The 20,593-nt window shown below is 70.1% G+C and carries 21 protein-coding genes; 13 read left to right on the top strand and 8 right to left on the bottom strand.

The features are described 5' to 3' along the window. The 4 genes from ACFXJL_RS02715 (at position 1) to ACFXJL_RS02700 (ending at position 3,951) form a co-directional block, all read left to right on the top strand. A complete protein-coding gene (locus ACFXJL_RS02715; RefSeq protein ID WP_329022991.1) occupies positions 1–195 on the top strand; it encodes a hypothetical protein in 195 nt (64 codons plus the stop codon). Positions 196–372: 177 nt separating this feature from the next. Next, a complete protein-coding gene (mshB, locus tag ACFXJL_RS02710) occupies positions 373–1,263 on the top strand; it encodes an N-acetyl-1-D-myo-inositol-2-amino-2-deoxy-alpha-D-glucopyranoside deacetylase (protein WP_384631377.1) in 891 nt (296 codons plus the stop codon). Further along, positions 1,260–1,670 (top strand): DUF6113 family protein, encoded by a 411-nt coding sequence (locus tag ACFXJL_RS02705; RefSeq protein ID WP_384688618.1) that lies wholly within the window; start codon positions 1,260–1,262, stop codon positions 1,668–1,670. The genes mshB and ACFXJL_RS02705 overlap by 4 nt, the downstream gene beginning before the upstream one ends. A 235-nt stretch (positions 1,671–1,905) precedes the next feature. After that, entirely contained in the window at positions 1,906–3,951 is a 2,046-nt protein-coding gene (locus tag ACFXJL_RS02700; protein ID WP_384688615.1) for a hypothetical protein, read from the top strand. Positions 3,952–4,191: 240 nt separating this feature from the next. Here ACFXJL_RS02700 and ACFXJL_RS02695 read toward each other — a convergent pair whose 3' ends face one another. The 3 genes from ACFXJL_RS02695 to ACFXJL_RS02685 form a co-directional block, all read right to left on the bottom strand. Further along, positions 4,192–5,307 (bottom strand): winged helix DNA-binding domain-containing protein, encoded by a 1,116-nt coding sequence (locus ACFXJL_RS02695; protein ID WP_384688612.1) that lies wholly within the window; start codon positions 5,305–5,307, stop codon positions 4,192–4,194. A 123-nt stretch (positions 5,308–5,430) separates the two neighbouring features. Further along, positions 5,431–6,279, bottom strand: a complete 849-nt coding sequence (locus tag ACFXJL_RS02690; RefSeq protein WP_384631371.1) for a transglutaminase-like domain-containing protein — start codon at positions 6,277–6,279, stop codon at positions 5,431–5,433. Between the two features lie 124 nt (positions 6,280–6,403). Further along, positions 6,404–7,438 carry a GNAT family N-acetyltransferase gene (locus ACFXJL_RS02685; RefSeq protein ID WP_384688609.1) on the bottom strand — a complete coding sequence of 345 codons (1,035 nt, stop codon included), beginning with the start codon at positions 7,436–7,438 and terminating at the stop codon, positions 6,404–6,406. Positions 7,439–7,553: 115 nt separating this feature from the next. Here ACFXJL_RS02685 and fdxA point away from each other — a divergent pair, with 115 nt between their 5' ends. Beyond that, entirely contained in the window at positions 7,554–7,874 is a 321-nt protein-coding gene (fdxA, locus tag ACFXJL_RS02680; RefSeq protein WP_250919434.1) for a ferredoxin, read from the top strand. A gap of 120 nt (positions 7,875–7,994) precedes the next feature. After that, on the top strand, positions 7,995–9,089 hold the full coding sequence (gene dapC / locus ACFXJL_RS02675) for a succinyldiaminopimelate transaminase (RefSeq protein WP_358876164.1): 1,095 nt from the start codon (positions 7,995–7,997) through the stop codon (positions 9,087–9,089). A gap of 250 nt (positions 9,090–9,339) precedes the next feature. Here the strand turns inward: dapC and ACFXJL_RS02670 are convergent, their stop codons facing one another. Further along, complete coding sequence (locus tag ACFXJL_RS02670) at positions 9,340–9,786, bottom strand: ATP-binding protein (protein ID WP_358876163.1); 447 nt, start codon at positions 9,784–9,786, stop codon at positions 9,340–9,342. A gap of 302 nt (positions 9,787–10,088) precedes the next feature. Then, the gene (locus tag ACFXJL_RS02665) at positions 10,089–11,075 is read right to left on the bottom strand and encodes a hypothetical protein (RefSeq protein ID WP_384631365.1); all 987 of its coding nucleotides are present in this window, start codon (positions 11,073–11,075) and stop codon (positions 10,089–10,091) included. Positions 11,076–11,524: 449 nt separating this feature from the next. On the opposite strand from ACFXJL_RS02665, the gene ACFXJL_RS02660 reads away from it, so the two are divergent. Next, positions 11,525–12,274, top strand: coding sequence for a TIGR00730 family Rossman fold protein (locus ACFXJL_RS02660; RefSeq protein ID WP_329023011.1), 750 nt, complete (start codon positions 11,525–11,527; stop codon positions 12,272–12,274). A 126-nt stretch (positions 12,275–12,400) separates the two neighbouring features. On the opposite strand, the gene folP is transcribed toward ACFXJL_RS02660, so the two are convergent. Further along, positions 12,401–13,261, bottom strand: coding sequence for a dihydropteroate synthase (gene folP / locus ACFXJL_RS02655; protein ID WP_358876161.1), 861 nt, complete (start codon positions 13,259–13,261; stop codon positions 12,401–12,403). Between the two features lie 121 nt (positions 13,262–13,382). On the opposite strand from folP, the gene ACFXJL_RS02650 reads away from it, so the two are divergent. Both ACFXJL_RS02650 and ACFXJL_RS02645 read left to right on the top strand, forming a co-directional pair. Next, on the top strand, positions 13,383–13,739 hold the full coding sequence (locus tag ACFXJL_RS02650; RefSeq protein WP_358876160.1) for a DivIVA domain-containing protein: 357 nt from the start codon (positions 13,383–13,385) through the stop codon (positions 13,737–13,739). Continuing rightward, positions 13,732–14,346, top strand: a complete 615-nt coding sequence (locus ACFXJL_RS02645; RefSeq protein WP_358876159.1) for a DNA-3-methyladenine glycosylase I — start codon at positions 13,732–13,734, stop codon at positions 14,344–14,346. Before ACFXJL_RS02650 ends, ACFXJL_RS02645 begins: the two co-directional genes overlap by 8 nt. Before the next feature lie 45 nt (positions 14,347–14,391). Here the strand turns inward: ACFXJL_RS02645 and ACFXJL_RS02640 are convergent, their stop codons facing one another. Further along, a complete protein-coding gene (locus tag ACFXJL_RS02640) occupies positions 14,392–15,192 on the bottom strand; it encodes an enoyl-CoA hydratase/isomerase family protein (RefSeq protein WP_384688602.1) in 801 nt (266 codons plus the stop codon). A gap of 322 nt (positions 15,193–15,514) precedes the next feature. Between ACFXJL_RS02640 and ACFXJL_RS02635 the strand changes: the two genes are divergently transcribed. Next, on the top strand, positions 15,515–15,682 hold the full coding sequence (locus ACFXJL_RS02635; protein WP_009997451.1) for a DUF3117 domain-containing protein: 168 nt from the start codon (positions 15,515–15,517) through the stop codon (positions 15,680–15,682). Between the two features lie 279 nt (positions 15,683–15,961). Here the strand turns inward: ACFXJL_RS02635 and ACFXJL_RS02630 are convergent, their stop codons facing one another. After that, positions 15,962–16,663, bottom strand: coding sequence for an O-methyltransferase (locus ACFXJL_RS02630; protein WP_358876515.1), 702 nt, complete (start codon positions 16,661–16,663; stop codon positions 15,962–15,964). A 107-nt stretch (positions 16,664–16,770) separates the two neighbouring features. Between ACFXJL_RS02630 and sigE the strand changes: the two genes are divergently transcribed. From sigE to ACFXJL_RS02615, 3 genes are all read left to right on the top strand, one after another. Beyond that, on the top strand, positions 16,771–17,538 hold the full coding sequence (gene sigE / locus ACFXJL_RS02625) for an RNA polymerase sigma factor SigE (protein WP_329023019.1): 768 nt from the start codon (positions 16,771–16,773) through the stop codon (positions 17,536–17,538). Continuing rightward, on the top strand, positions 17,535–18,521 hold the full coding sequence (locus ACFXJL_RS02620) for an anti-sigma factor family protein (protein WP_384688599.1): 987 nt from the start codon (positions 17,535–17,537) through the stop codon (positions 18,519–18,521). Before sigE ends, ACFXJL_RS02620 begins: the two co-directional genes overlap by 4 nt. Positions 18,522–18,629: 108 nt before the next feature. Next, entirely contained in the window at positions 18,630–20,357 is a 1,728-nt protein-coding gene (locus ACFXJL_RS02615) for a trypsin-like peptidase domain-containing protein (RefSeq protein WP_384688596.1), read from the top strand. Positions 20,358–20,593: the final 236 nt, after the last annotated feature.

Genomic DNA, 20,593 nt, shown 5'->3' with positions numbered 1-20,593 from the left:
GTGGCCCTCTCGATTTCGGCGGTGTTGCTGCTGGCGATCATCATGTTCCTGCTGATCCGGAAGTCCGGACTCAAAGGCGGGCACGCGGCGGTCTGCGTGTTGCTCGGGTTCTATCTCGCTAGCTCGTCCATCGCTCCGACGATCACCGATCTGACCACGAACGTCGCCGGAATGATCGGAGACTTCAAGTTCTGATCGTCCCCTCGCGCCCCCGCGGCGCTCCCAGCGGTCTTCGGACGGCCCTTCTGCGGCCCTTCGCGGCTGTTTCTGTCGTCCCGGTCGCCGCTTGTGACCAGGGGGAGGGCAAATCCGGCCAACGAGGGCCGCACGTTCTTGCACGGCGGCGTGGCTCGCCCTCGTAGGCTGTCCCATATGAAGGATCTTTCCGCCCGTCGTCTGCTCCTGGTGCACGCGCACCCGGACGACGAGTCGATCAACAATGGCGCCACCATGGCCAGGTATGCCGCCGTCGGCGCCCAGGTCACGCTGGTGACCTGCACCCTCGGGGAAGAGGGCGAGGTGATCCCACCGGATCTCGCGCACCTCGCATCCGATCGCGAGGACCGGCTCGGTCCGCATCGCATCGGCGAGCTCGCCGCCGCCATGAAGGAACTGGGCGTCGCCGACCACCGCTTCCTCGGCGGGCCCGGCCGCTTCCGGGACTCCGGGATGATGGGCGTCGAGCAGAACCGCCGCGAAGGCGCGTTCTGGCAGACCCCCGTCGACGACGCGGCCGGCTACCTCGTGGAGATCATCCGAGCGGTACGCCCCCAGGTGCTGGTGACCTACGACCCCACGGGGGGCTACGGCCACCCCGATCACATCCAGGCGCACCGGGTGGCGATGCGGGCGGCCGAGCTGGCCGCGGAGCGCGCCTACCGCCGCGACCTCGGTGATCCGCACACCATCACCAAGATCTACTGGAACCGGGTGCCCCGCTCGGTGGTCGAGGCGGCGTTCGCCCGGCTGCACGCGGACACCGATGTCGACTTCGAGGGCATCGCCCCGATCGACGACGTTCCGGGAGTGACCGACGACGCGCGGATCACCGCCGAGATCGACGGGACGAAGTACGCGGAGCGCAAAGCCGCCGCCATGGCGGCCCACGCCACGCAAATCACCGTCGAAGGAACCAACTTCGTACTCTCCAACCGGCTGGGGCAGCCGATCCTCACCACCGAGTACTACGAGTTGGCCCAGGGCGTGCCCGGGGCACCCGAGGGCGAGCGTGAGCAGGACCTGTTCGCGGGCGTGACGGCATGAGCAGCGACGGCGCCCCGGGAGCGTGGCTGGCCCGTCCCGCCCGGCCGGGACGGATCGCCGCCTATCTCGGGCTCGCCCTGTTCGGCGCGGTCGTCGGTGTCACCGGCTCGCTCGTCCAAGGCGCCTGGTTCCCGGGCGGATTGCTGCTCGCGCTGCTGGCTTCGGCCGGTCTCTTCTACGGGGCTGCCCGCACCACCGGCGCCCAGTTGGGCGCGATCGCCTCGGGTGCGGGCTGGCTGATAGCTATCGTCGTGGTCAGCACCGGGCGCGCCGAGGGCGATGGACTGTTCTCGGCGGGAATCGGACCGCTCGCGTACATCGTCGTCGGCATGGCCCTTGCTGTGATGTGCGCCACGATGGTCGGGGCGACGCAACCGAACGGAGACAAAACCCGACTTGACCGGTAGGGCCCTGTGACGAACCCCGCGGAAAGCGGCGGATCGACAGGCTTCTAGGGTGGGGCGCCACAGAGGGCGATCGCCCTTCGAACTGACCATGCCCGTACGGTCGACGGGATGATGCTTTCCCCGTCGCACAGTGAGTGTCCTTGGCGGCCAGTATGGTGGTGCGCGCCGCCGAGCCGCCCACAGCAGTAGCTATCCAGTAAGAAACGGGCGGCGAAGCCAACCGGGAGAACCTGCTTTGAGTCGTGAAACTGACAGTTCGTCCTCCGGGCCCCAGGGGCGCGGGGGAGCCGCGTACCCCTCAGGGACACCGCCCTACGGGTCGCGCCAGTATCCGCCGCTGCACCCGACGCAGGACGCTCCGGACGGAGCGGCGACCGATGCCGCAGACAGGGCTCGTGACCCCAGGTCCGACGCTGCCGCGGCACAGTCCGTGGCCACGTCGAAGCCCGAACCCAAGACCGAGACGACGCTGACGACCCGGATCCGGATCAACATCCCGGGTTCGCGGCCGATCCCCCCCGTCGTCATGCGCAAGCCCATGAGCGAGGCCGAGGCACCGGCCAAGGCGCCGGCTCGTCCGGCCGTTGAACAGGATGCCGAGCGCACCGCCGCCATGCCGGCGATAGGCGCCCCCCAGGCACCCACGGCCCCCGCGGGGCCGACCGGCGCCCCGACCGGGCAGCCGACGGAGAAACCGCCGTCCAGCGACTGGTTCGCGCCGAGGAAGTCGGGGACGAACGGCGCGGGCATCCCGTCTCCCGCAACCGAGGAGCGCACGGGCGCGCCCGTGGCCGCCGTGCCGGGTCAGCAGGGCGGCTCGAAGGGCTCCCTGAGCGAACTGGCCGCCGGCGCGGGTACCGCCGCATCGGCGCGCCAGCAGCCGACGGGGGCGACCGCAGGGCCCGCGCAGGGCAATATGCCGGTCCGCCCACGGTCGGACGGCGGCCCCAAGGCCGGTGTCCCGGGGGCCGCGGCACCCGCCGGCCACCTCGCAGCGCTCCCCGGCCAGCAGACAGCCGCGGGCTACGGGGCGCCGGGTGCGACCGCACCCAGGATGTCCGACGACACGGCCGTCCTGACCCCGCAGAAGCCGATCCCGGAGCAGGGCGGCAGGCCGGCGCCCCGTAGTCAGGTCTCAGGCGACACCCTCACCAGCGGTATCCCGGTGGTCCCCGCCGTCGACACCGCAGGCGGTACGGGTCCTCATGGGCGCCGCACAGGGGGCGACTTCGCACCCGCGGACTTCCCGGCCGGCCCCGCCGCAGCGCGCCCGAGCGCGCCCGATGCCGCCGCTCCGGCGCCGGCCTCCCGGCCGGCCCCGCCACCCCCCGCGAAGAAGGGGCGCTCCAAGCTGGTGCTGATGGGCGTGGGCGTCGTCGGGCTGCTGGGCATCGCCTATGGCGCCGGCCTGCTGCTGAACCACTCGGAGGTGCCGAAGAAGACCACGGTCCTCGGTGTGGACATCGGCGGGGGCACCAAGGAACAGGCGGTCGTCAAGCTAGACGCCGCACTCGGCAAGCGGGCTGCGACAGCCCTGCAACTCACCATCGGGGACAAGAAGGAACAACTCGCCCCGGACAAGGCGGGACTGTCCCTGGACAGCCAGACCACCGTGCGGCAGGCGGCGGGCAGCGACTACAACCCGATCTCCGTCATCGGCTCCCTCTTCGGTGAGCAGCGCGTCGCTGAACCGGTCATCGTCGTCGACGAGGAGAAGCTGAGCGTCGCGCTGACCGACCTCGCTGGCAACTCCGGCTCGGCGGTCGAAGGCACGATCAAGTTCGAGCCGAACAAGGTGACGGCCGTACCGGGCAAGCCCGGCAACGGTCTGGACGTCGCCCGTTCGATGACCTCGGTGAAGGACGCGTTCCGGGCCCAGGTGGAGACCGGCCGCCCCAATGTGGTGCAACTGCCGGTGGTCTCACGGGAGCCGACCGTCAGCGAGGCAGAGATCCAGCGGGCCCTGAAGGAGTTCGCAGAGCCCGCGATGTCCGACCGGATCACCATCAATGCGGGCGGTCAGTCGATTCCGTTCGGTCCGGCCAAGTCGCTGCCCCGGATCCTGTCGATGAAGGCGGTCGACGGCAAGCTGGTCGAGTTCTACGACAAGAAGGCGATCGAGGAACTCATCGGAAGCACCTTCGCCGGGGTGATGATCACCAAGGGCGACGGTCAGAAGCACCAGCTCAGCGCCGATGACGTGGCTCAGGCCATGGGCCCGGCGCTGCGCGGCAAGACCCAGGCGGAGCGTACGGTCGAGATCTCCCTCAACCCGAACTGACGCATCTGCGCACATCGTGCCCGGTCACCCTGCCAGGGAGGCCGGGCACGATGCGTTCCCCGGTGCGGGAGGTGGTGGTGCGGTTTCAAGGGCACCCTGTCGCCGAGACCGAGACCGAGACCGAGACCGAGACCGAGACCGAGACCGAGACCGAGACCGAGACTGACACTGAGACCGAGGTCGGTGACCTCAGCAGTGGCGTTGCCCGTCGGCCCCGTCAGCCGCATCCATCTGGCGGCCTCACCCGGACGGGTGAAGAAAGGCGGCGACCTCGACGGCATCACGCTCGATGGCCGCCTCGGTCGGCGCCGACAGCGCGGTGAACGCCTCCCGCCGTACGCCTCCTTGAGTGCTCCGCCCTCGACTCCAGGTGGCGACGGCCAGACCGTCCGCGATCACGGTCGGTCTGATCTGTCCGCCGCCGGGCCACACCTGTCGCTCGAAGCCGTCGGGCACGGCGAAGGCGCGACTGCGGTAGCCCACCAGGAAACCGTCGTACGCGGGGAGCAGTCGCACATCGTTCCGGGGCTCGGCCGTGGTGGGCTTCCGACCCGACGGCATGCTCAGCTCGCCGTACTCGCCGTACTCGCCGTCGCCGTACTCGCCGATCTCGCCGCCGTCCGCCAGCGCCCGCCACGCCCGACGCGCCTCGGTGATCGGCAGCCCCGACCAGAGGGCGAAGTCGTCCGGGCCGACGGGAGCATGGCCGTGCAGATAGCGCCGGGCGAGTTCCAGGAGGGCTCGCTCGGGCTCCCAGCCTGCCCCGACACCCGGGTGTGGGAGCCAGTCGGCGAGCAGGACGAAGGTCTCTTCGCCGCCGTGCAGCGGACCGTGGCAGACGATCCCCGAGAGTGCCGCGTTCCGGATCAGATGGAAGGTGGCCTGCCCCTCGAACGGCAGGTCCGCGCCGGCGAGCCGCTGTGTCAACTCGGCCCGGCTCAGCGGCCCGGAGTCGGACAGCGCCCCCTCGATCACGGAACGGGCGCGCTCCCGGACCGTCTCGTCCAAGCCCAGGGCCCGGTAGCGATGCGCGGTGGCGGCCAGCAGTCGGGGTGCCAGCAGCGCGAGCACCCAGCGCAGGTCCTCGCCGGGGACGGTGTGCAGGGTGCCCCGCATCAACCAGGTCCGTACGATGCTGCGGTCGTCCTCGTACGCCGTGCGAACGTCTCCCGGTACGAGCCGGCGAGCCCGGACCCGGATGCCGAGGTCGACGGCGGTGCGGTCCTGTGCCTGGAGGGCGAAGACCCGCCGTACGACCGCTGCCGCGGAATCCTCCCGCACCCCGTCGCCCACCGCTTGCGACCCCGCCCGCAACAGTCGCACCTGCTCGGTGTCGTACCGCGGTCCTGCTGACATGTGTGGCCCTTTCAGATCTGCGCGCGGTGCGCGATCCGGCCGGCTCGCCCAGCGGTCCGTGCAACCGCGTCCGCCGCGCTCCGCCATCTCGTACTCGACCGGGTCGTTCGTTCGACCGGTCCGCTAGTTCAACCGGGCCCGGGCCGCGCGGGCACGGCCCCTGAGCGTCTGCGCCGTTTCGGGCTCCACCGCGGCCACCGCCTCCGCATAGGCGTCCAACTCCGCCGCCCCCGTCAGGAAGTCACCGCGTTGAAGGAGCAACTGGGCGCGTTCGTAGCGCAGCTTCGCCGGATGCGAGGGCAGCAGCAAGGACAGTTCCACCGCCCACAGGGCGACGTCCGTGCGGTCGGGGCGCCCCGACGCCCACGCCCGGATGTTGTTCAGGATGCGCAGGACCACGTCCAGCGGTTGCGCGGCGGAGAGCATCTCCGGCCGCAGTGGTGCCCCAGTAGCCTCCACGACCAGCAGTTCTGCGTCCATGCCGGTCAGCGGAGTGCCACCGGCGAAGGGGTCGGCGAGTACCTGGGCATCGAGGTCCGCGAGTTCGTGCGGGTCGCCGAAGCCGACCACGAAGTGACCGGGCAGGGCCACTCCGTACACCGGAGCACCGGCCCGCCGGGCCACCTCGATCCAGACCACCGAGAGCAGGATCGGCAGCCCGCGACGGCGCTGGAGCACCGTGTGCAGGAGCGACGACTCCAACCGCTGGTAGTCGTCGGACGTCCCGTGGAACCCGTGGCGACCGCCGAGCAGGGCGGCCAGCGCCGCCGCCCATTCATGGGGGCCCTTCACGCCGTAGGGGACGAGTCCGGCGAGCCGGTCCAGTTCGATCTGGGCGGCGTCCAGGCCGGCTTCGTCCAACGAGGGGTCGGCCACCGCACCCAGCAGCAGACAGAGGAGCGAGAGGTCGGGCCGCTCGGCACGCGCCTCCTCGGCGAATCGCTCGCGATGGTCGGTGCCGTCGTCGTGCATGTGCCGTCCTGTCCCTCTGCGTTCGTCGGGGCCGTGTCCATACGTTGGAAGATGATCCTCCGCCACGGAGGCGGGGCCGCACCGGATGTGGCGCGCCCCGCCTGAGGGCGGACGGCGCTCATGGTCAGAGCACCTGGGGACGGAAGTGGTGGTAGCTGTGGTGGGTCGCGAATCCCATCCCGTCGTACAGTGCCCGCGCCCCTGCATTGTCCGCCTCCACCTGGAGCCATGCGGCTGACGCACCCTCTTCCAGGGCGCGTTGTGCCAGTGCGGTCATCACGGCGGTGCCCAGACCCTGTCGGCGGTGCTCGGGGGCGGTTTCCACCGCCATGAAGCCGGCCCAGCGGCCGTCGACGACACAGCGGCCGATGGCCGCCGGCACGGCATCCGCGGCGGTACGCCCGTCCGCCGATGGCTCGTCCGGGGCGGGCACCGAGGCGAACCACACCGAAGGGCCGCTGCTCAGCACCCTGCGCATGGCGTCCCCGTAGCTTCCGTTGCGTTGGTAGCGACGCAGCCAGCCCTCGTCGAGGTCACGAGACAGCCGCACCCGTTCGACGGGCGCCACCCGATCGGCGACGGGGGTGAGTGCCCCGATGCGCACCAGGGCTGACACCTCGCGCCGCCACCCATGGGCCTCAAGGTCCGCGCAGAGCTTTTCCTGAGTGCCCGCTGCACCCGTCGACGCCTGGATGTAGGCAGGCAGCCCCCGTTCCTCGTACCAACCGCGGACCCGGGCGAGCGCCTCGGGAAGCGGTAGGCCCGGTTCGCCGAGCGGCAGCACCGAGTTGGCGCGGCGGGTGAAGCCGGCGGACGCCCGCAACTCCCAGTCCCCGAGGCGATCGCTCTCGACCGGCTGCCACGCCCGCGCGGTCACCCGGGCCAGTTCGGCGAAGCCCGCGGCCGGGCCCCGCCGTCGAGCAGGCGCGGGGGGCACGACCTTGCCCGCGACGAGCGCGGATTCCGGGATGTGGACGCTCTCACCGGTCTTGCGTGTGATGAGGAGCACACCGTTGTCCCAGGATGTGAGAACTCCGATGGTGTCGGTGAACTTCTCGACCCCCGCTGCGGGATCGGTGAGACGTCGGATTGATACACGTTTGCCCACGTCATGGGGTGTAATACGGACTTCGAGGCGTCCTGCGCCAGTGATTTCCACAGTTGTGCAAGCCCCTCCTGTGCGGATCGTCGTCAGGAACGGAGATACTAGGTGCGGGCATCGACGACGCCGCGCTCCCGCGCAATGCCAGAGCCCTACCGAGAGGAACGACAGCGTGACCTACGTCATCGCGCAGCCTTGTGTAGACGTCAAGGACAAGGCGTGCATCGAGGAGTGCCCCGTCGACTGCATCTACGAGGGCTCGCGGTCCTTGTACATCCACCCGGACGAATGCGTCGACTGTGGGGCCTGTGAGCCCGTCTGCCCCGTCGAGGCGATCTTCTACGAGGACGACACTCCGGAGGAGTGGAAGGACTACTACAAGGCGAACGTCGAGTTCTTCGACGAACTGGGATCCCCCGGCGGTGCGTCCAAGCTCGGTCTGATCGAGCGCGACCACCCCTTCGTCGCTTCCCTCCCGCCGCAGAACGGCTAGGACCGGCACGTCCTCGCGTCCCGTACGTCGTCGTTCGTGCGGGACCGAGGCACCGTGAGCCCTGGGCGAGGGCCCGGGCTCGGGTTCGGGCGAGAGCCCCACGAGTAGAGAGAACGTCCCGTGTCCGCAGTCTCTTCGCGCCTCCCCGTCTTCCCGTGGGACCGGCTGGAGCCCTACAAGGCCAGGGCCGCCGCCCACCCCGACGGCATCGTGGACCTCTCGGTCGGTACGCCGGTCGACCCCGTCCCCGCGCTGATCCAGCAGGCCCTCGTCGAAGCGGCCGACTCGCCGGGCTATCCGACGGTGTGGGGCACGGTCGCCCTGCGCGATGCGTTGACGGGCTGGGTGGAACGCCGACTCGGTGCGCTCGCCGTCTCCCACCAGCAGGTGCTGCCCGTCGTGGGCTCCAAGGAACTGGTCGCCTGGCTGCCGACCCAACTGGGCCTCGGCGCCGGTGACCGGGTCGCCTACCCTCAGCTCGCCTACCCGACCTACGAGGTCGGCGCGCGTCTGTGCGGGGCGACCCCCGTCAGTTACGACGACCCCACCGAGCTGGACCCGACCGATCTCAAGTTGCTGTGGCTCAACTCGCCGTCGAATCCGAGCGGCCGGGTGCTGGCCAAGGACGAACTGAAGCGGATCGTCGCCTGGGCGCGTACGCACGGGGTGCTGGTCTTCAGCGACGAGTGCTATCTGGAGCTGGGTTGGGAGGCCGAACCGGTCTCCGTGCTCCACCCTGACGTCTGCGGCGGTTCCTTCGACGGGCTGGTCGCCGTCCACTCCCTCTCCAAGCGGTCCAACCTGGCCGGCTACCGGTCCGCGTTCATCGCCGGGGACGAGAAGGTGCTCGGCGAGCTGCTCCAGATCCGCAAGCACGGCGGAATGATGACCCCCGCACCGGTGCAGGCGGCGACGATCGCGGCGCTCGGTGATGACGCCCATGTCGTCGAACAGCGGGCGCGGTACGCGGCGCGACGTTCCGTGCTCCGGACGGCCCTGGAGGGCCACGGCTTCCGGATCGAACACAGCGAGGCGAGCCTGTACCTCTGGGCGACGCGTGACGAGCCGTGCTGGCAGACCGTGGGACACCTGGCGGAACTGGGCGTCCTGGTCGCCCCCGGCGACTTCTACGGCACCGCGGGCGAGCGGTTCGTCAGGGTGGCCCTCACGGCGACCGACGAGCGCGTCGAGGCGGCCGTCAAGCGCCTCGGCTGATCTTCGCACTGATCCGCAGGCTGATCTTCGCCGGCGGTGGCGCAGCGGCACGGTCGCCATCGCGGGACCGGCAGACGGACGACAGGGCCCCGGGTGCGAACCCGGGGCCCTGTCGCATGGTGTGGCCCTGTGCGGATCTCCTGCGCCCGTGAGCGCGGGGCCCGCGCTCACGGGCGGTCCACGATGACCCGGCGAGCTGCCGTACCGCCGTGGGCGGGCGGCGGCGGGTCTGCCGAACGCCGAGGGTCGGTCAGCCGAGCGGCAGGCCCTTCAGGGGCAGCTGGTCGGCGGGCAGAGTGCTGCCGAGCTGTCCGGTGGGCAGGCCGCCGAGGGACTCGCCCGTGCTGCCCGTGGCCCGACCGAGGGTGCTGCTCGCGGTTCCGGTGACCTCTCCGGCAGCCTTCTGGGCGGCCGGCGCCGCGGCCTCGCCCGCCTGGCCAACGGTCTTGGCCGCGGCCGGGACGGTCTCCTTGACGGTGTTGTTCCCGGTGCTGTCCGCGAGGTCGGAGGTCTTCTGCGCGGCGCCGTCCACGGCACCGCTGAGGGCTCCCGAGTCGAGCGCGGTCAGCGCGCCGAGGGGGTTGGCCTGCTGGAGTTCCACGGCACTTGCGGAGCCGGCCGCACCGACCACGGGAACTGTGCCAGCGGCGATGAGCAGCGCGGCGCGGGCGATCCGACGGGTCAGGGGGAGGGACATGATGCTCCTTGAGACAGAAGGATTTACGTACTGGGGGAAGCCCGGTCTGGGTGATCGGACGCAGTGACAACCGCTGCAAGGGCGGGGGAAGTTGCGGTGCCTCAAGGTAAAGAATTAGTAATGTGTCGCATTATCGGCCCTGGATAAAGACGGGCAAACATTCCCACGTTCGACATCCTGCCGAACCGTCACTTCCCTTGATTCCCAAGGGGTGCGCCGCAGGGGGGCGCGGACTGGACCGCGTGCTCCGTTGGTGCATTGGAGTGATGGCGTCCCATAACTCCTGCGGGGGAACGTTCGGATCAGCGTGCGATGCGGATACGGACCTCGTCGTGGCCGGTCTTGGCGGATTGCCCGGCTCCACCGCGTGCGGGCTCCCCGGCGGCGCCGGAGCGCCAGCCCTCCCCGGACGTCCTGGCGTCCTCGGCGCGCCACACCTTGCCCCCGTAGGAGACCTCGTCGATCCGCAGTCCGTCGGCGCGCGCCACCGCCCAGTGCGCCAGTTCCCAGCCGCGCTTGGACGCCTTGCTGCCACGGGTGCCGTCATTGGCCACCAGCGCCGGTGGCAACGGGATCAGCACCTCGCCCGCGGGTGAGGTGCCCGAACGGCCCAGGGCTCCCGCGGACACCGCTTTCGGCGCCACGTCGGGCCCGAACGCCCGCAGCAGCTCCGCCCGCACCTTCACCGCGTCGCCGGCCGTGGTGCCCTTCGTGGTGGCGCAGGTCAATGCCGAGTCCGTCCGCCCGGTGAGCGCTGCGGCCAGCAGGGAGGCGTTCAGCTCGTGCTTGGCGTACGCCTGGGGGAAACCGCTGCGCTGGACGCGCTGTGCGGCCACCGTCAGCGGCAGCCGCGAGTAGCCCGGCACCTCGACCAGTCCGTCGTAGAACTTCCCCGCCGAGTAGACCGGGTCGAGGATCTGCTTCGGGGTGCCCCACCCCTTCGACGGCCGTTGCTGGAACAGCCCCAGCGAATCCCGGTCGCCGTGTTGGATGTTGCGCAGCGACGACTCCTGGATGGCGGTGGCCAGGGCGATGGTGACCGCCCGCTCGGGCAGCCCCCTCCTGGTGCCGACCGCGGAGATCGTCGCCGCGTTCGCCGCCATCTCCGTACTCAACTCATAACTCGGGCCACCGCCGCTGGAAGAGGCCCGTACGACACAGCGGGCGGCCCGGTCGCCTGCGATGAACTGCACGGCCACATAGCCGACCAGCAGCAGCAGGACGCAGAACGCAACCGCGGAACGGGGGACACGGCTGGGTCGGGAAGCGGAGGAGGCGTGCTTGGACACCCGCCCACCGTACTAGGCCCGGTCCGCGACGGAGCCGTCCGAACCGGCCCTGTCCCCAGGTGGTTCCGTTCGGGTCGCACTTCCGCGTGACAGTGCTCGGGCGGCGCCCGTCGGCTTCGGGCCCGTGACGGATTTCCGTCCCCGGTCCGTGCAGTCGGTCCATGGCGCCAGGTCCGAGTTCGGCCGGGGGCGACATCCCCCCGGCCGGCACACCACGGTCCCCGTACCGACCGCACCGAACGACGGCCCCATGCATCTGTGCGGCCCTGTGCGGCTTGTGTGCATAGCGTTCTCTCTGTGTACAAGAGGGATGGGTGCCTGGCCGGTGACAAGATCACACATGGTGAAGGACGGTGACGGGAGTGGCTGACGTCCGGAGTTTCCCTCCTCGTCGCCTTCGTCGACCTACCCTTGCTCCAGCAATTGATGTTCGGCGGAGGGAGCAGGTCATGGGCAACCCCGAAGGTTCGCGGGCGCTGGAGGAGCAGCGACAGGGGCCGGTGCTGCGTCGCAGGGACCAGGTGCAGCCAGGGACAACCGACCAGCGGCTGCTGGACACCGAGGGTGACTCCGAGTGGGTGCACACCGACCCCTGGCGGGTCATGCGCATCCAGTCGGAGTTCGTCGAGGGCTTCGGCGCGCTCGCCGAACTGCCCAGCGCGATCAGCGTCTTCGGCTCGGCCCGCACCAAGCCGGGCACCCCGGAGTACGAGGCGGGCATCCGCATCGGTACGGCGCTCGTCGACGCGGGCTTCGCGGTGATCACCGGCGGTGGTCCCGGTGCCATGGAGGCGGCCAACCGCGGTGCGCGGGAGGCCAACGGGATCTCGGTCGGTCTCGGCATCGAGTTGCCCTTCGAGCAGGGGCTCAACCAGCACGTCGACATCGGCGTGAACTTCCGCTACTTCTTCGTGCGCAAGACGATGTTCGTGAAGTACGCGTCCGGGTTCGTCGTCCTGCCGGGCGGATTGGGCACTCTGGACGAACTCTTCGAGGCGCTGACGCTCGTCCAGACGGGCAAGGTCACCCGGTTCCCGATCGTCCTCTTCGGTACCGAGTACTGGAGCGGTCTCGTGGACTGGCTGCGGAACACCGTGGTGGGCGGCGGCAAGGCGTCGGAGAAGGACCTGCTGCTCTTCCACGTCACGGACGACGTGGAAGAAGCCGTGTCGCTGGTGACCAAGGAGACGGGGCTCTGAGGCCCGCTTCCTGAAGGCCGGTCCGGGTCCATCGCCCTCCTCGCAGCGGGTACGGGGCGATGGGACCGGGTGCCGGGCTTCCGTATCGAAGCGGCGGCACCTCCGGTACGGGCGGCCCCGACCGTGTCAGGCCAGCCCTCTGCGGGCCACCGCGGGCTCCCGGTGCCCCGCGATCGACGACACCATGTCCAGGACCTCGCGCGTCTGAGCCACCTCGTGCACCCGGTAGACACGTGCGCCCAGCCAGGCGGAGACCGCCGTCGTCGCCAAGGTGCCCGTCAACCGCTCCTTCACCGGGCGGTCCAGGCTCTCGCCGACGAAGTCCTTGTTCGACAGCGAGACCAGCACCGGCCAGCCGGTCTCCACCATCTCGCCGAGCCTGCGGGTCGCTTCCAACGAGTGCCGGGTGTTCTTCCCGAAGTCATGCCCGGGGTCGATCATGATCGACTCCCGCGGTACCCCCAACTCCACGGCACGCTCGGCCAGTCCCAGCGTCACCCGCAGGATGTCCTCGACCACGTCCTCGTACGACACCCGGTGCGGCCGGGTGCGGGGCTCGGCACCGCCTGCGTGGGTGCACACCAGACCTGCGCCGTAGCGGGCCGCGACCTCGGCGAGTCGGGGATCCACCCCGCCCCACGCGTCGTTCAGCACGTCAGCGCCTGCTTCGCAGACCGCCTCACCCACTTCGTGGCGCCAGGTGTCGACGCTGATCACCACGTCCGGGAACCGCTTGCGCACCTCTGCCACAAAGCCGACCGTTCGGCGCGCCTCTTCATCGGCGGTGACCTCTGCTCCGGGGCCCGCCTTCACCCCTCCGATGTCGATGATGGCGGCGCCCTCCGCCACCGCCTGTTCGACCCGGGCGAGCGCGGGCTCGTCGCGGAAGGTCGCACCCTGGTCGTAGAAGGAGTCGGGGGTACGGTTCACGATGGCCATGATCACTGGCTCGTGCGGACCGAATTCACGCTGTCCCAGCCGCAGCATCAGCTGTTTTCCTCCTCAGGTCGTCCGGCTGAGACCCTAACTGTCACACCGGCGTGGCACGATCAGAGCCGGGAACGGTTTCCGTCCGGGAAGCGCCCGAAGGTCGGGGAGAGGGTCGTCCGTGTTCTTGTTCTTGCTGATCACGATGGTTGTGGTCGTCGGCGCGGTCACGCTTGCCGTGATCGGTGGCGGTGACAGCGCGGCCCTGCCCGACACGGCGCCCGAGCAACTTGTCGATCCGTTGCCCGACACCCGGCCGATCGGTCGGGCGGACGTCGAGGCGCTGCGGCTGCCGGTGAGTCTGCGCGGCTATCGCATGGCCGATGTCGACGACGTGCTCGCCCGTCTCGGCGCAGAACTGGCCGAGCGTGACTCCCGCATCGCCGAGCTCGAATCCGCCCTGGCAGGTGCGCAGGCGACGGCCGTTGGCGGGCCCGACCTGTTCACCAAGCCCGGCGAGGGGGCCCACGGTGAGTGACACCGGCCTTGCGGCAGGACCCGATGGGAAGCCGCGGTGCCCCTGGGGCCTGTCCACCGATGACTACGTCGCCTACCACGACGACGAGTGGGGCCGCCCGGTGCACGGCGACGACGCACTCTTCGAGCGGCTCTGTCTGGAGGCGTTCCAATCAGGTCTCTCCTGGATCACGATTCTGCGGCGGCGCGAGGGCTTCCGTCGCGCCTTCGACGGCTTCGCGATCGCCTCGGTCGCCACCTACACGGAAGCCGACCGGGAACGACTGCTCGCCGATGTGGGAATCATCCGCAACCGCGCCAAGATCGACGCGACCATGGCCAACGCACGGGTGCTCGCCGAGTGGGCCGAAGGCGATCTCGACGACCTGATCTGGTCGTACGCGCCGGACAGCGCCACTCGTCCCGTGCCCCGCACCATCGCCGACGTACCCGCGGTGACCGATGAGTCGACGGCGCTCGCCAAGGACCTCAAGAAGAAGGGGATCCGGTTCATCGGCCCTACCACCGCGTACGCCCTGATGCAGGCGTGCGGACTGGTCGACGACCACCTCGAAGGCTGTGTCGCTCGTGGCGGTGGCACCCCCGGCGCGGGAGCGACGCGCCGCTGACGGCCGCTCCCGTCCCGCCAGGTCAGACCCGTTCCCCCGAATGGCCTAACGTCCGAGGAACTTCGGCTGCTCCTTGGCGACGAATGCCCGTACGGCGATCAGATGGTCCTCGGAGACCCCTGCTCGCGACTGGAGCTCGTCCTCCTTGTCCAGCGTCTCGTCCAGCGAATGGTCCGCCGCGTAGGCAAGGGATTCCTTGATCGCCGCGTAGGCCAGGGTCGGGCCGTCGGCCAGTGCCCTGGCCACGGCGGCGGCCTCGGCCGCCAAGGCGTCCGCAGGGACGATCTTGTTGGCGATGCCCAGGTCAAACGCTTCCTGGGCCGTGATGGAACGTGGGAAGAACAGCAGGTCGGCCGCCCTGCTCTGGCCGATCAGCCGCGGCAGCGTCCAGGAGATCCCGGAGTCAGCGGTGAGCGCGACATTGGCGAAGGCGGTGGTGAACTTCGCGGTATCGGCGACGACCCGGTAGTCCGCGGCGAGGGCGAGCCCGAACCCTGCTCCGGCCGCCACGCCATTGACCCCGGCGACCACGGGCTTCGGCATGGAGGCCAGCGCACGGATGAGCGGGTTGTAGTGCTCGCGCACGGTGCTCATCACATCTTCGGAGCCGTCCTTCCTGGCCTGGGTCAGGTCGGCGATGTGCTCCTTGAGGTCCTGCCCCACACAGAAGGCCCGCCCGTTCGCGGTGAGCAGGACCGCCCGTACGGAGGTGTCCGCCGCCGCCGCGAGTACCGCGTCCCGCAGGGCGACCTTCGATCCCCCGTCCATGGCGTTCATGGCCTCGGGCCGATTGATCGTGATCGTCGCGAGTCCGTCGCTCACCTCGTACAGCACGGAGTCGGCCATGTCGGGTCCCCTTTGCGGCTCAGCGGGTGGGTGCATGGCACAGCATGGCGGAGATTTCGGGCTGCAAGCATGTGACCTGCGTCAAAGAACGAGCGGTCGAATGGGCGGCCCGATCGGGGAAGCGGCGGCAAAGTATCGCAGGACGATCGGCGAATTGGGTGGTTTTGCGAAAGCGCGTTGCCTAAGCGATGCCGACCGATGTTGGTCATCGGGTCCTGCGATGCGGGATAATGACCAGGAAGCAATGTGTTCGATGCCGGTGACTCGTGCCTACCCAGGGCCGTCGGCTGACGATGAGCTGGTTTCAGGAAGGGGAACGAGCATGGCGGCCATGAAGCCGCGGACGGGCGATGGCCCGCTCGAGGTGACCAAGGAGGGGCGGGGCATCGTCATGCGCGTTCCGCTCGAAGGCGGCGGTCGGCTTGTCGTCGAGCTGACTCCGGACGAGGCCGAAGCGCTGGGCGATGCCCTGAAGAAGGTCGTTGGCTAACCTGCGAGCGCCCGATGTTCTCCTCGCCCCGGCATCCCTCGTGGATGCCGGGGCGAGACGCATTTCCGTGAATCGCCGCGACCCCCGGATGGCCCTGGACGGGCGAACCTCTGTTCACCCGCAGTCGCCGCCCCGTACGACGCTGGGGCCCGGGCGACGACGGGTAGCCCGGCCACCGGGTCAATCGGGTCGATACGGCTGGAACGCGTCGGAAGAGTTCCCGTCGCGCCCCGAGTTCCCCTCCGACCCGCGGGCGGACGACGCCATGGGGCAGAACGCCTAGGCCCGGCGCACCGCGCACAGCAGCCCGTCACCGACGGGCAGCAGGGAGGCCAGTAGCTCCTGACTCTCGCGCACCGACCGCAGCAGCTCCCGCAGTCGCAGCACCTCGGCGGGCTGCGCCGCCGAGTCGACGGTGCGTCCGCGTGCGAAGACACCCTCGAAGCACACGAGCCCACCGGGTCTCAGGAGGCGGGACGATTCGGCGAGGTACTCCAGCGACTCCAGTCGATCCCCGTCACAGAAGACGAGGTCGTAGCCGCCGTCGGCCAGGCGAGGCAGGACGTCGAGGGCCCGGCCGGGGATGAAGCGGGCCCTGTTCCCGGCGAAGCCGGCCTCGCGGAACGCCTCCCGGGCGAACTGCTGGCGCTCCGGCTCGGGGTCGACCGTGGTCAGCACCCCGTCCGACCGCATTCCCTGGAGCAGATAGATCCCGGACACGCCCGTCCCCGTACCGATTTCCGCCACCGCTTTCGCGTCCGCGGTCGCGGCCAGCAGTCGCAGCGCGGCGCCGGTGCCAGGCGACACCGAGGGGACTCCCGACTCCCGGGCCCGCTCACGGGCCCAGTGCAGTGCGTCGTCCTCGGCGACAAAGGCGTCGGCGAACGCCCAGCTCGTCTGCCGGTTTGCGGTAATGGGCCTCTCCTGTCCCCGTAGTTGAACGCGACGTTGACTGTATCCGCTGGCTCTGGGAACCCGCAGATGGGACCAGGCGTTGTACGGGGCAGGGGGGCGCAATGGATCAGAGCGGTAAGCAGCACCCAAATTCGCGTAAAGATTCTTATCCGGAGCTAACGGGCGAGGTGGCTATGGTAGGGGCTCCGCTGGACACCACCAGAGCCGATAGGGGAGGTGCGGCTGCACCTGCGGATCGGAGAGGAGCGCTCAGACGCTTCCTCAGGTCACCGGGTGAGCCGAAATCCGTGACCAACTTTGCTGACCGCTCCGCCACTGCCGACTCCGCAACAACCGCGACCTTCGCATCGGATGCGGAATCCCAGGCGTGGACACCGCCCACTTGGGAGGAGATCGTCAGCACGCACAGCGGTCGGGTGTACCGCCTCGCCTACCGCCTCACGGGCAATCAACACGATGCCGAAGACCTGACGCAGGAGGTCTTCGTCCGTGTTTTCCGGTCGTTGTCCACCTACACGCCGGGCACGTTCGAGGGCTGGCTCCACCGCATCACCACCAATCTCTTCCTGGACATGGTCCGTAGGAAGCAGCGCATCCGCTTCGATGCCCTCGGGGACGATGCCGCTGAGCGGCTGCCCAGCCGGGAGCCCTCCCCCCAGCAGGTCTTCAACGACACCCACTTCGACGCGGATGTGCAGCAGGCACTGGACACCCTTGCGCCCGAATTCCGAGCCGCAGTGGTGCTCTGTGACATCGAGGGGCTCTCCTACGAGGAGATCGCCGCGACCCTCGGGGTCAAGCTCGGCACCGTCCGCAGCCGTATCCACCGTGGCCGCTCGCATCTGCGCAAGGCACTGAAGCACCGTTCCCCCGAGGCCCGTGCCGAGCAGCGTCTTCTGGCGGGAGCGGTCGGACTCGCAGGGGAGGTAGGACCGGCGTGAGTGGCACAGGCCCCACCCCAGCTGAGCAGCATCTGGGGGACCGGCTCGCCGCCCTGGTCGACGGCGAGCTCAAACATGACGCGAGGGACCGTGTCCTCGCACATCTGGCGACCTGCCCCAAGTGCAAGGCGGAGGCCGACGCCCAGCGCCGGCTGAAGAGCGTCTTCGCACAGGCCGCGCCGCCACCCCTGTCCGAAGGGCTGTTGGCCCGGCTCCAAGGGCTGCCCGCAGGACCGGGAGGTGGTGACCTCGGCAGGGGCGGACCTTTCCAAGGGACCCTCGCAGGACGGGACGGCGAATCCCCCTTCGGCGGCGTGACGTCATCCACGGGCCGTCTCCGAGACCGTCACGGGGAGACCTTCGGTTATGTCCCCGGCGGGCACGTCGGTGCCGGTGTGCTCCCCGGGGCTACCGCCCGCGGGCAGGAAGCAGTCTCACCGGGCAGTGGTTTTCGCATCCATGATGTGGGGCGCGAAGCGGAGCGCTCCCCGTGGAAGGGGCGTCGCTTCGCCTTCGCGGCTGCCAGTGCGGTGTCCTTCGCTGCCATCGCCCTCGGCGGAGCCCTGCCCCTGGAGGCTTCACTCCAGGCCGGCCCCCGGGGCGGCAACACCGGAAACAACGTGACGCCGATCAGGCCCGCGGCCACCGGGACTCCCGGGGTCAACACCGCCACCGCGGCCAATGTCCGGAGCAGCGACTACGAGCGCCGTCGCGGTCCCGTCCACACCCCGACCAGATCGGAGGAGAGGGCGATCGGTCTCTCCGTGTCGGGTCCTTTGACGCCCGGTCCGCTGAATCGACCCCTCGCCACCCCGGCGGTCGGGCCGATCAGTTCGGTGGCGCCGCTCGGGGCCTTCACACCGACCCCCCTGATACGTCCGACGGGATCGGCCTTCCACCTCGCCACCGCGTCGGGCCTGACTCCCTGGGCGACCCCTGCCCCGTCCCACCTCATGGCGCCGACGCACCCGTCCGCACGCTGACACCACCACCGCCGACCAGACCCCTGCGCGGGCATTCTCAAACCTGGTTGAATCCTGGGACGGGTGCCCGCGGGGGTGCCGTGGCGGACAGCTGTATGCGGAGAGTGCATGGACGACGGGAAGCCCATGGGCGCCAAGGCCAACTGGTGGAGCCGCCCCCGCTCGGGCGACACGACCCGTCCAGCACCCCACGGTCTCCAGGACGAGCCCGGGGACGCCGTGCCGCCCGCTGAGGCCGCGCCAGCGGCTCCCGTACCGCATGTGCCCCCCGATTCCTCGTCCCATGCCTCCGAGCCCTCCTACGGTGTGTCTCGGCCGCCCATGGAGCGTCACGGTCAGCCGGGCACACCCGGACCCGGTCCGTTCGAGCCGGATCCGAGCGAGCGCGGGCCGTCGGGTGGCGGCTCCCCGCACGCCCCCGGCCGGCCCCAGCCGTTGCACGAGCCGGACCGGTACAGCACCCCGCCCTACGGCAGACCCGGGCCATGGGCGCCCGCACCGCCCGTACAGCGTCCGGTGCCCACCCCGGCAGGGGGCACGCCCCTTCCGCCGGCCGGGGACGCGTCCGTGCCCCCGCAGTACGGCGGGCCCCGGCCCGCACCGCAGCAGCCTCAGCCTCGCCTCACGCACCCCACCCCGATGACGAGTCAGTTCCAGTACGACCCGTGGGGTGCCCCGGGCGCCGCGCCGCTCACCGTGCACGACGAGTCGACGACGCCCCGGCGCAAGGGGCGACGGACCGGAGCACTGTTGGTCGGGGCCGCACTGCTCGCCCTGGTCGCGGGCGGGATCGGTGGTGGCGTCGGCGCCTACATCGAGCGCAACGGCGGGATCACCCAGGTCGAACTGGACCAGGCTCCGGCCGATGACGGCGGCCGGGCTCCCACGAGCGTCGCGGGCATCGCAGCCCGCGCCCTGCCCAGTGTGGTCACCCTCCATGTCAACGGTGGGGGTGAGCAGGGCACCGGTACCGGGTTCGTCCTCGACCGCAAGGGCCACATCCTCACCAACAACCATGTCGTCGACCCCGCAGGCGCCTCCGGCGAGATCTCCGTCACTTTCAGCGGGGGCGAGACGGCCCGGGCGACCCTGGTCGGCAAGGACAGCGGCTACGACCTCGCCGTGGTGAAGGTCACGGGGGTCTCCGGCCTCACCCCCCTGCCGCTGGGCAACTCCGACAGCGTCCAGGTCGGCGACCCGGTCGTCGCCATCGGCGCACCCTTCGACCTCCAGAACACCGTGACCTCGGGGATCATCAGCGCCAAGGAACGCCCGATCACCGCGGGCGGCGAGAAGGGCGACGGCAGTGACGTCAGCTATGTCGATGCCCTCCAGACCGATGCACCGATAAACCCCGGCAACTCGGGCGGCCCGCTGGTGGACCTCCAGGCCCGGGTCATCGGCATCAACAGCGCCATCCGCGCAGCCGACACGGGTGGCGCGGAGGGCAGCCAGTCCGGATCCATCGGTCTCGGCTTCGCCATCCCCATCAACCAGGGCAAGCGGGTCGCCGAGGAGCTGATCAACACCGGCAAGGCCACCCATCCCGTCATCGGGGTAAGTCTCGACATGAAGTACACGGGTGACGGTGCCCGCGTCGGAGACAAGGGCAAGGACGGCACCCCGTCCGTGACCCCCGGTGGCCCCAGTGCCAAGGCGGGCGTCGAACCAGGGGATGTCATCACCAAGGTGGACGGCCAGCGGGTCCACAGCGGTGAGGAGCTCATCGTGAAGATCCGCTCGCACCGCCCGGGCGACACCTTGGAGCTCACGCTCACCCGCGCCGGGCAGGAGCGCTCCTTGACGCTCACCCTCGGCTCGGCGGACGGCGACTGAACCGGGCCCGTGCCTGCCTTGGCAGGCGTTGTCCTCCGTCGTTCGAAGGCCGACCGGATGATGCCGAACAGGTGATATCGGCGATAGATGTACAGACCGTGCTGAATGGGTGAAAATCAATCATCGATCCATGGTTGACGGAACCACCGTCACCACCGTCGAGGCCATGAGGGGTCGGCCGCGGGGGAGGCCCGCGGGCGCTCCTTCGGTGTGAACGGCCGATGATCTGTGGCCGT

It is taken from the genome of Streptomyces sp. NPDC059256, assembly GCF_042753785.1.
Lineage (GTDB): Bacteria > Actinomycetota > Actinomycetes > Streptomycetales > Streptomycetaceae > Streptomyces.
The sequence above is the reverse complement of the archived record's forward strand: the minus strand, read 5'-3'. Positions and strand labels throughout refer to the sequence as shown.

Coding starts and splice junctions, on each gene's coding strand:
- ACFXJL_RS02635 (WP_009997451.1), top strand. CDS start 15,515: ATGGCGGCCATGAAGCCGCGGACGGGCGATGGCCCGCTCGAGGTGACC.
- ACFXJL_RS02670 (WP_358876163.1), bottom strand. CDS start 9,786: ATGTCCCTCCCCCTGACCCGTCGGATCGCCCGCGCCGCGCTGCTCATC.
- ACFXJL_RS02705 (WP_384688618.1), top strand. CDS start 1,260: ATGAGCAGCGACGGCGCCCCGGGAGCGTGGCTGGCCCGTCCCGCCCGG.
- ACFXJL_RS02695 (WP_384688612.1), bottom strand. CDS start 5,307: ATGTCAGCAGGACCGCGGTACGACACCGAGCAGGTGCGACTGTTGCGG.
- mshB (WP_384631377.1), top strand. CDS start 373: ATGAAGGATCTTTCCGCCCGTCGTCTGCTCCTGGTGCACGCGCACCCG.
- sigE (WP_329023019.1), top strand. CDS start 16,771: ATGGTAGGGGCTCCGCTGGACACCACCAGAGCCGATAGGGGAGGTGCG.
- ACFXJL_RS02615 (WP_384688596.1), top strand. CDS start 18,630: ATGGACGACGGGAAGCCCATGGGCGCCAAGGCCAACTGGTGGAGCCGC.
- ACFXJL_RS02660 (WP_329023011.1), top strand. CDS start 11,525: ATGGGCAACCCCGAAGGTTCGCGGGCGCTGGAGGAGCAGCGACAGGGG.
- folP (WP_358876161.1), bottom strand. CDS start 13,261: ATGCTGCGGCTGGGACAGCGTGAATTCGGTCCGCACGAGCCAGTGATC.
- ACFXJL_RS02690 (WP_384631371.1), bottom strand. CDS start 6,279: ATGCACGACGACGGCACCGACCATCGCGAGCGATTCGCCGAGGAGGCG.
- ACFXJL_RS02640 (WP_384688602.1), bottom strand. CDS start 15,192: ATGGCCGACTCCGTGCTGTACGAGGTGAGCGACGGACTCGCGACGATC.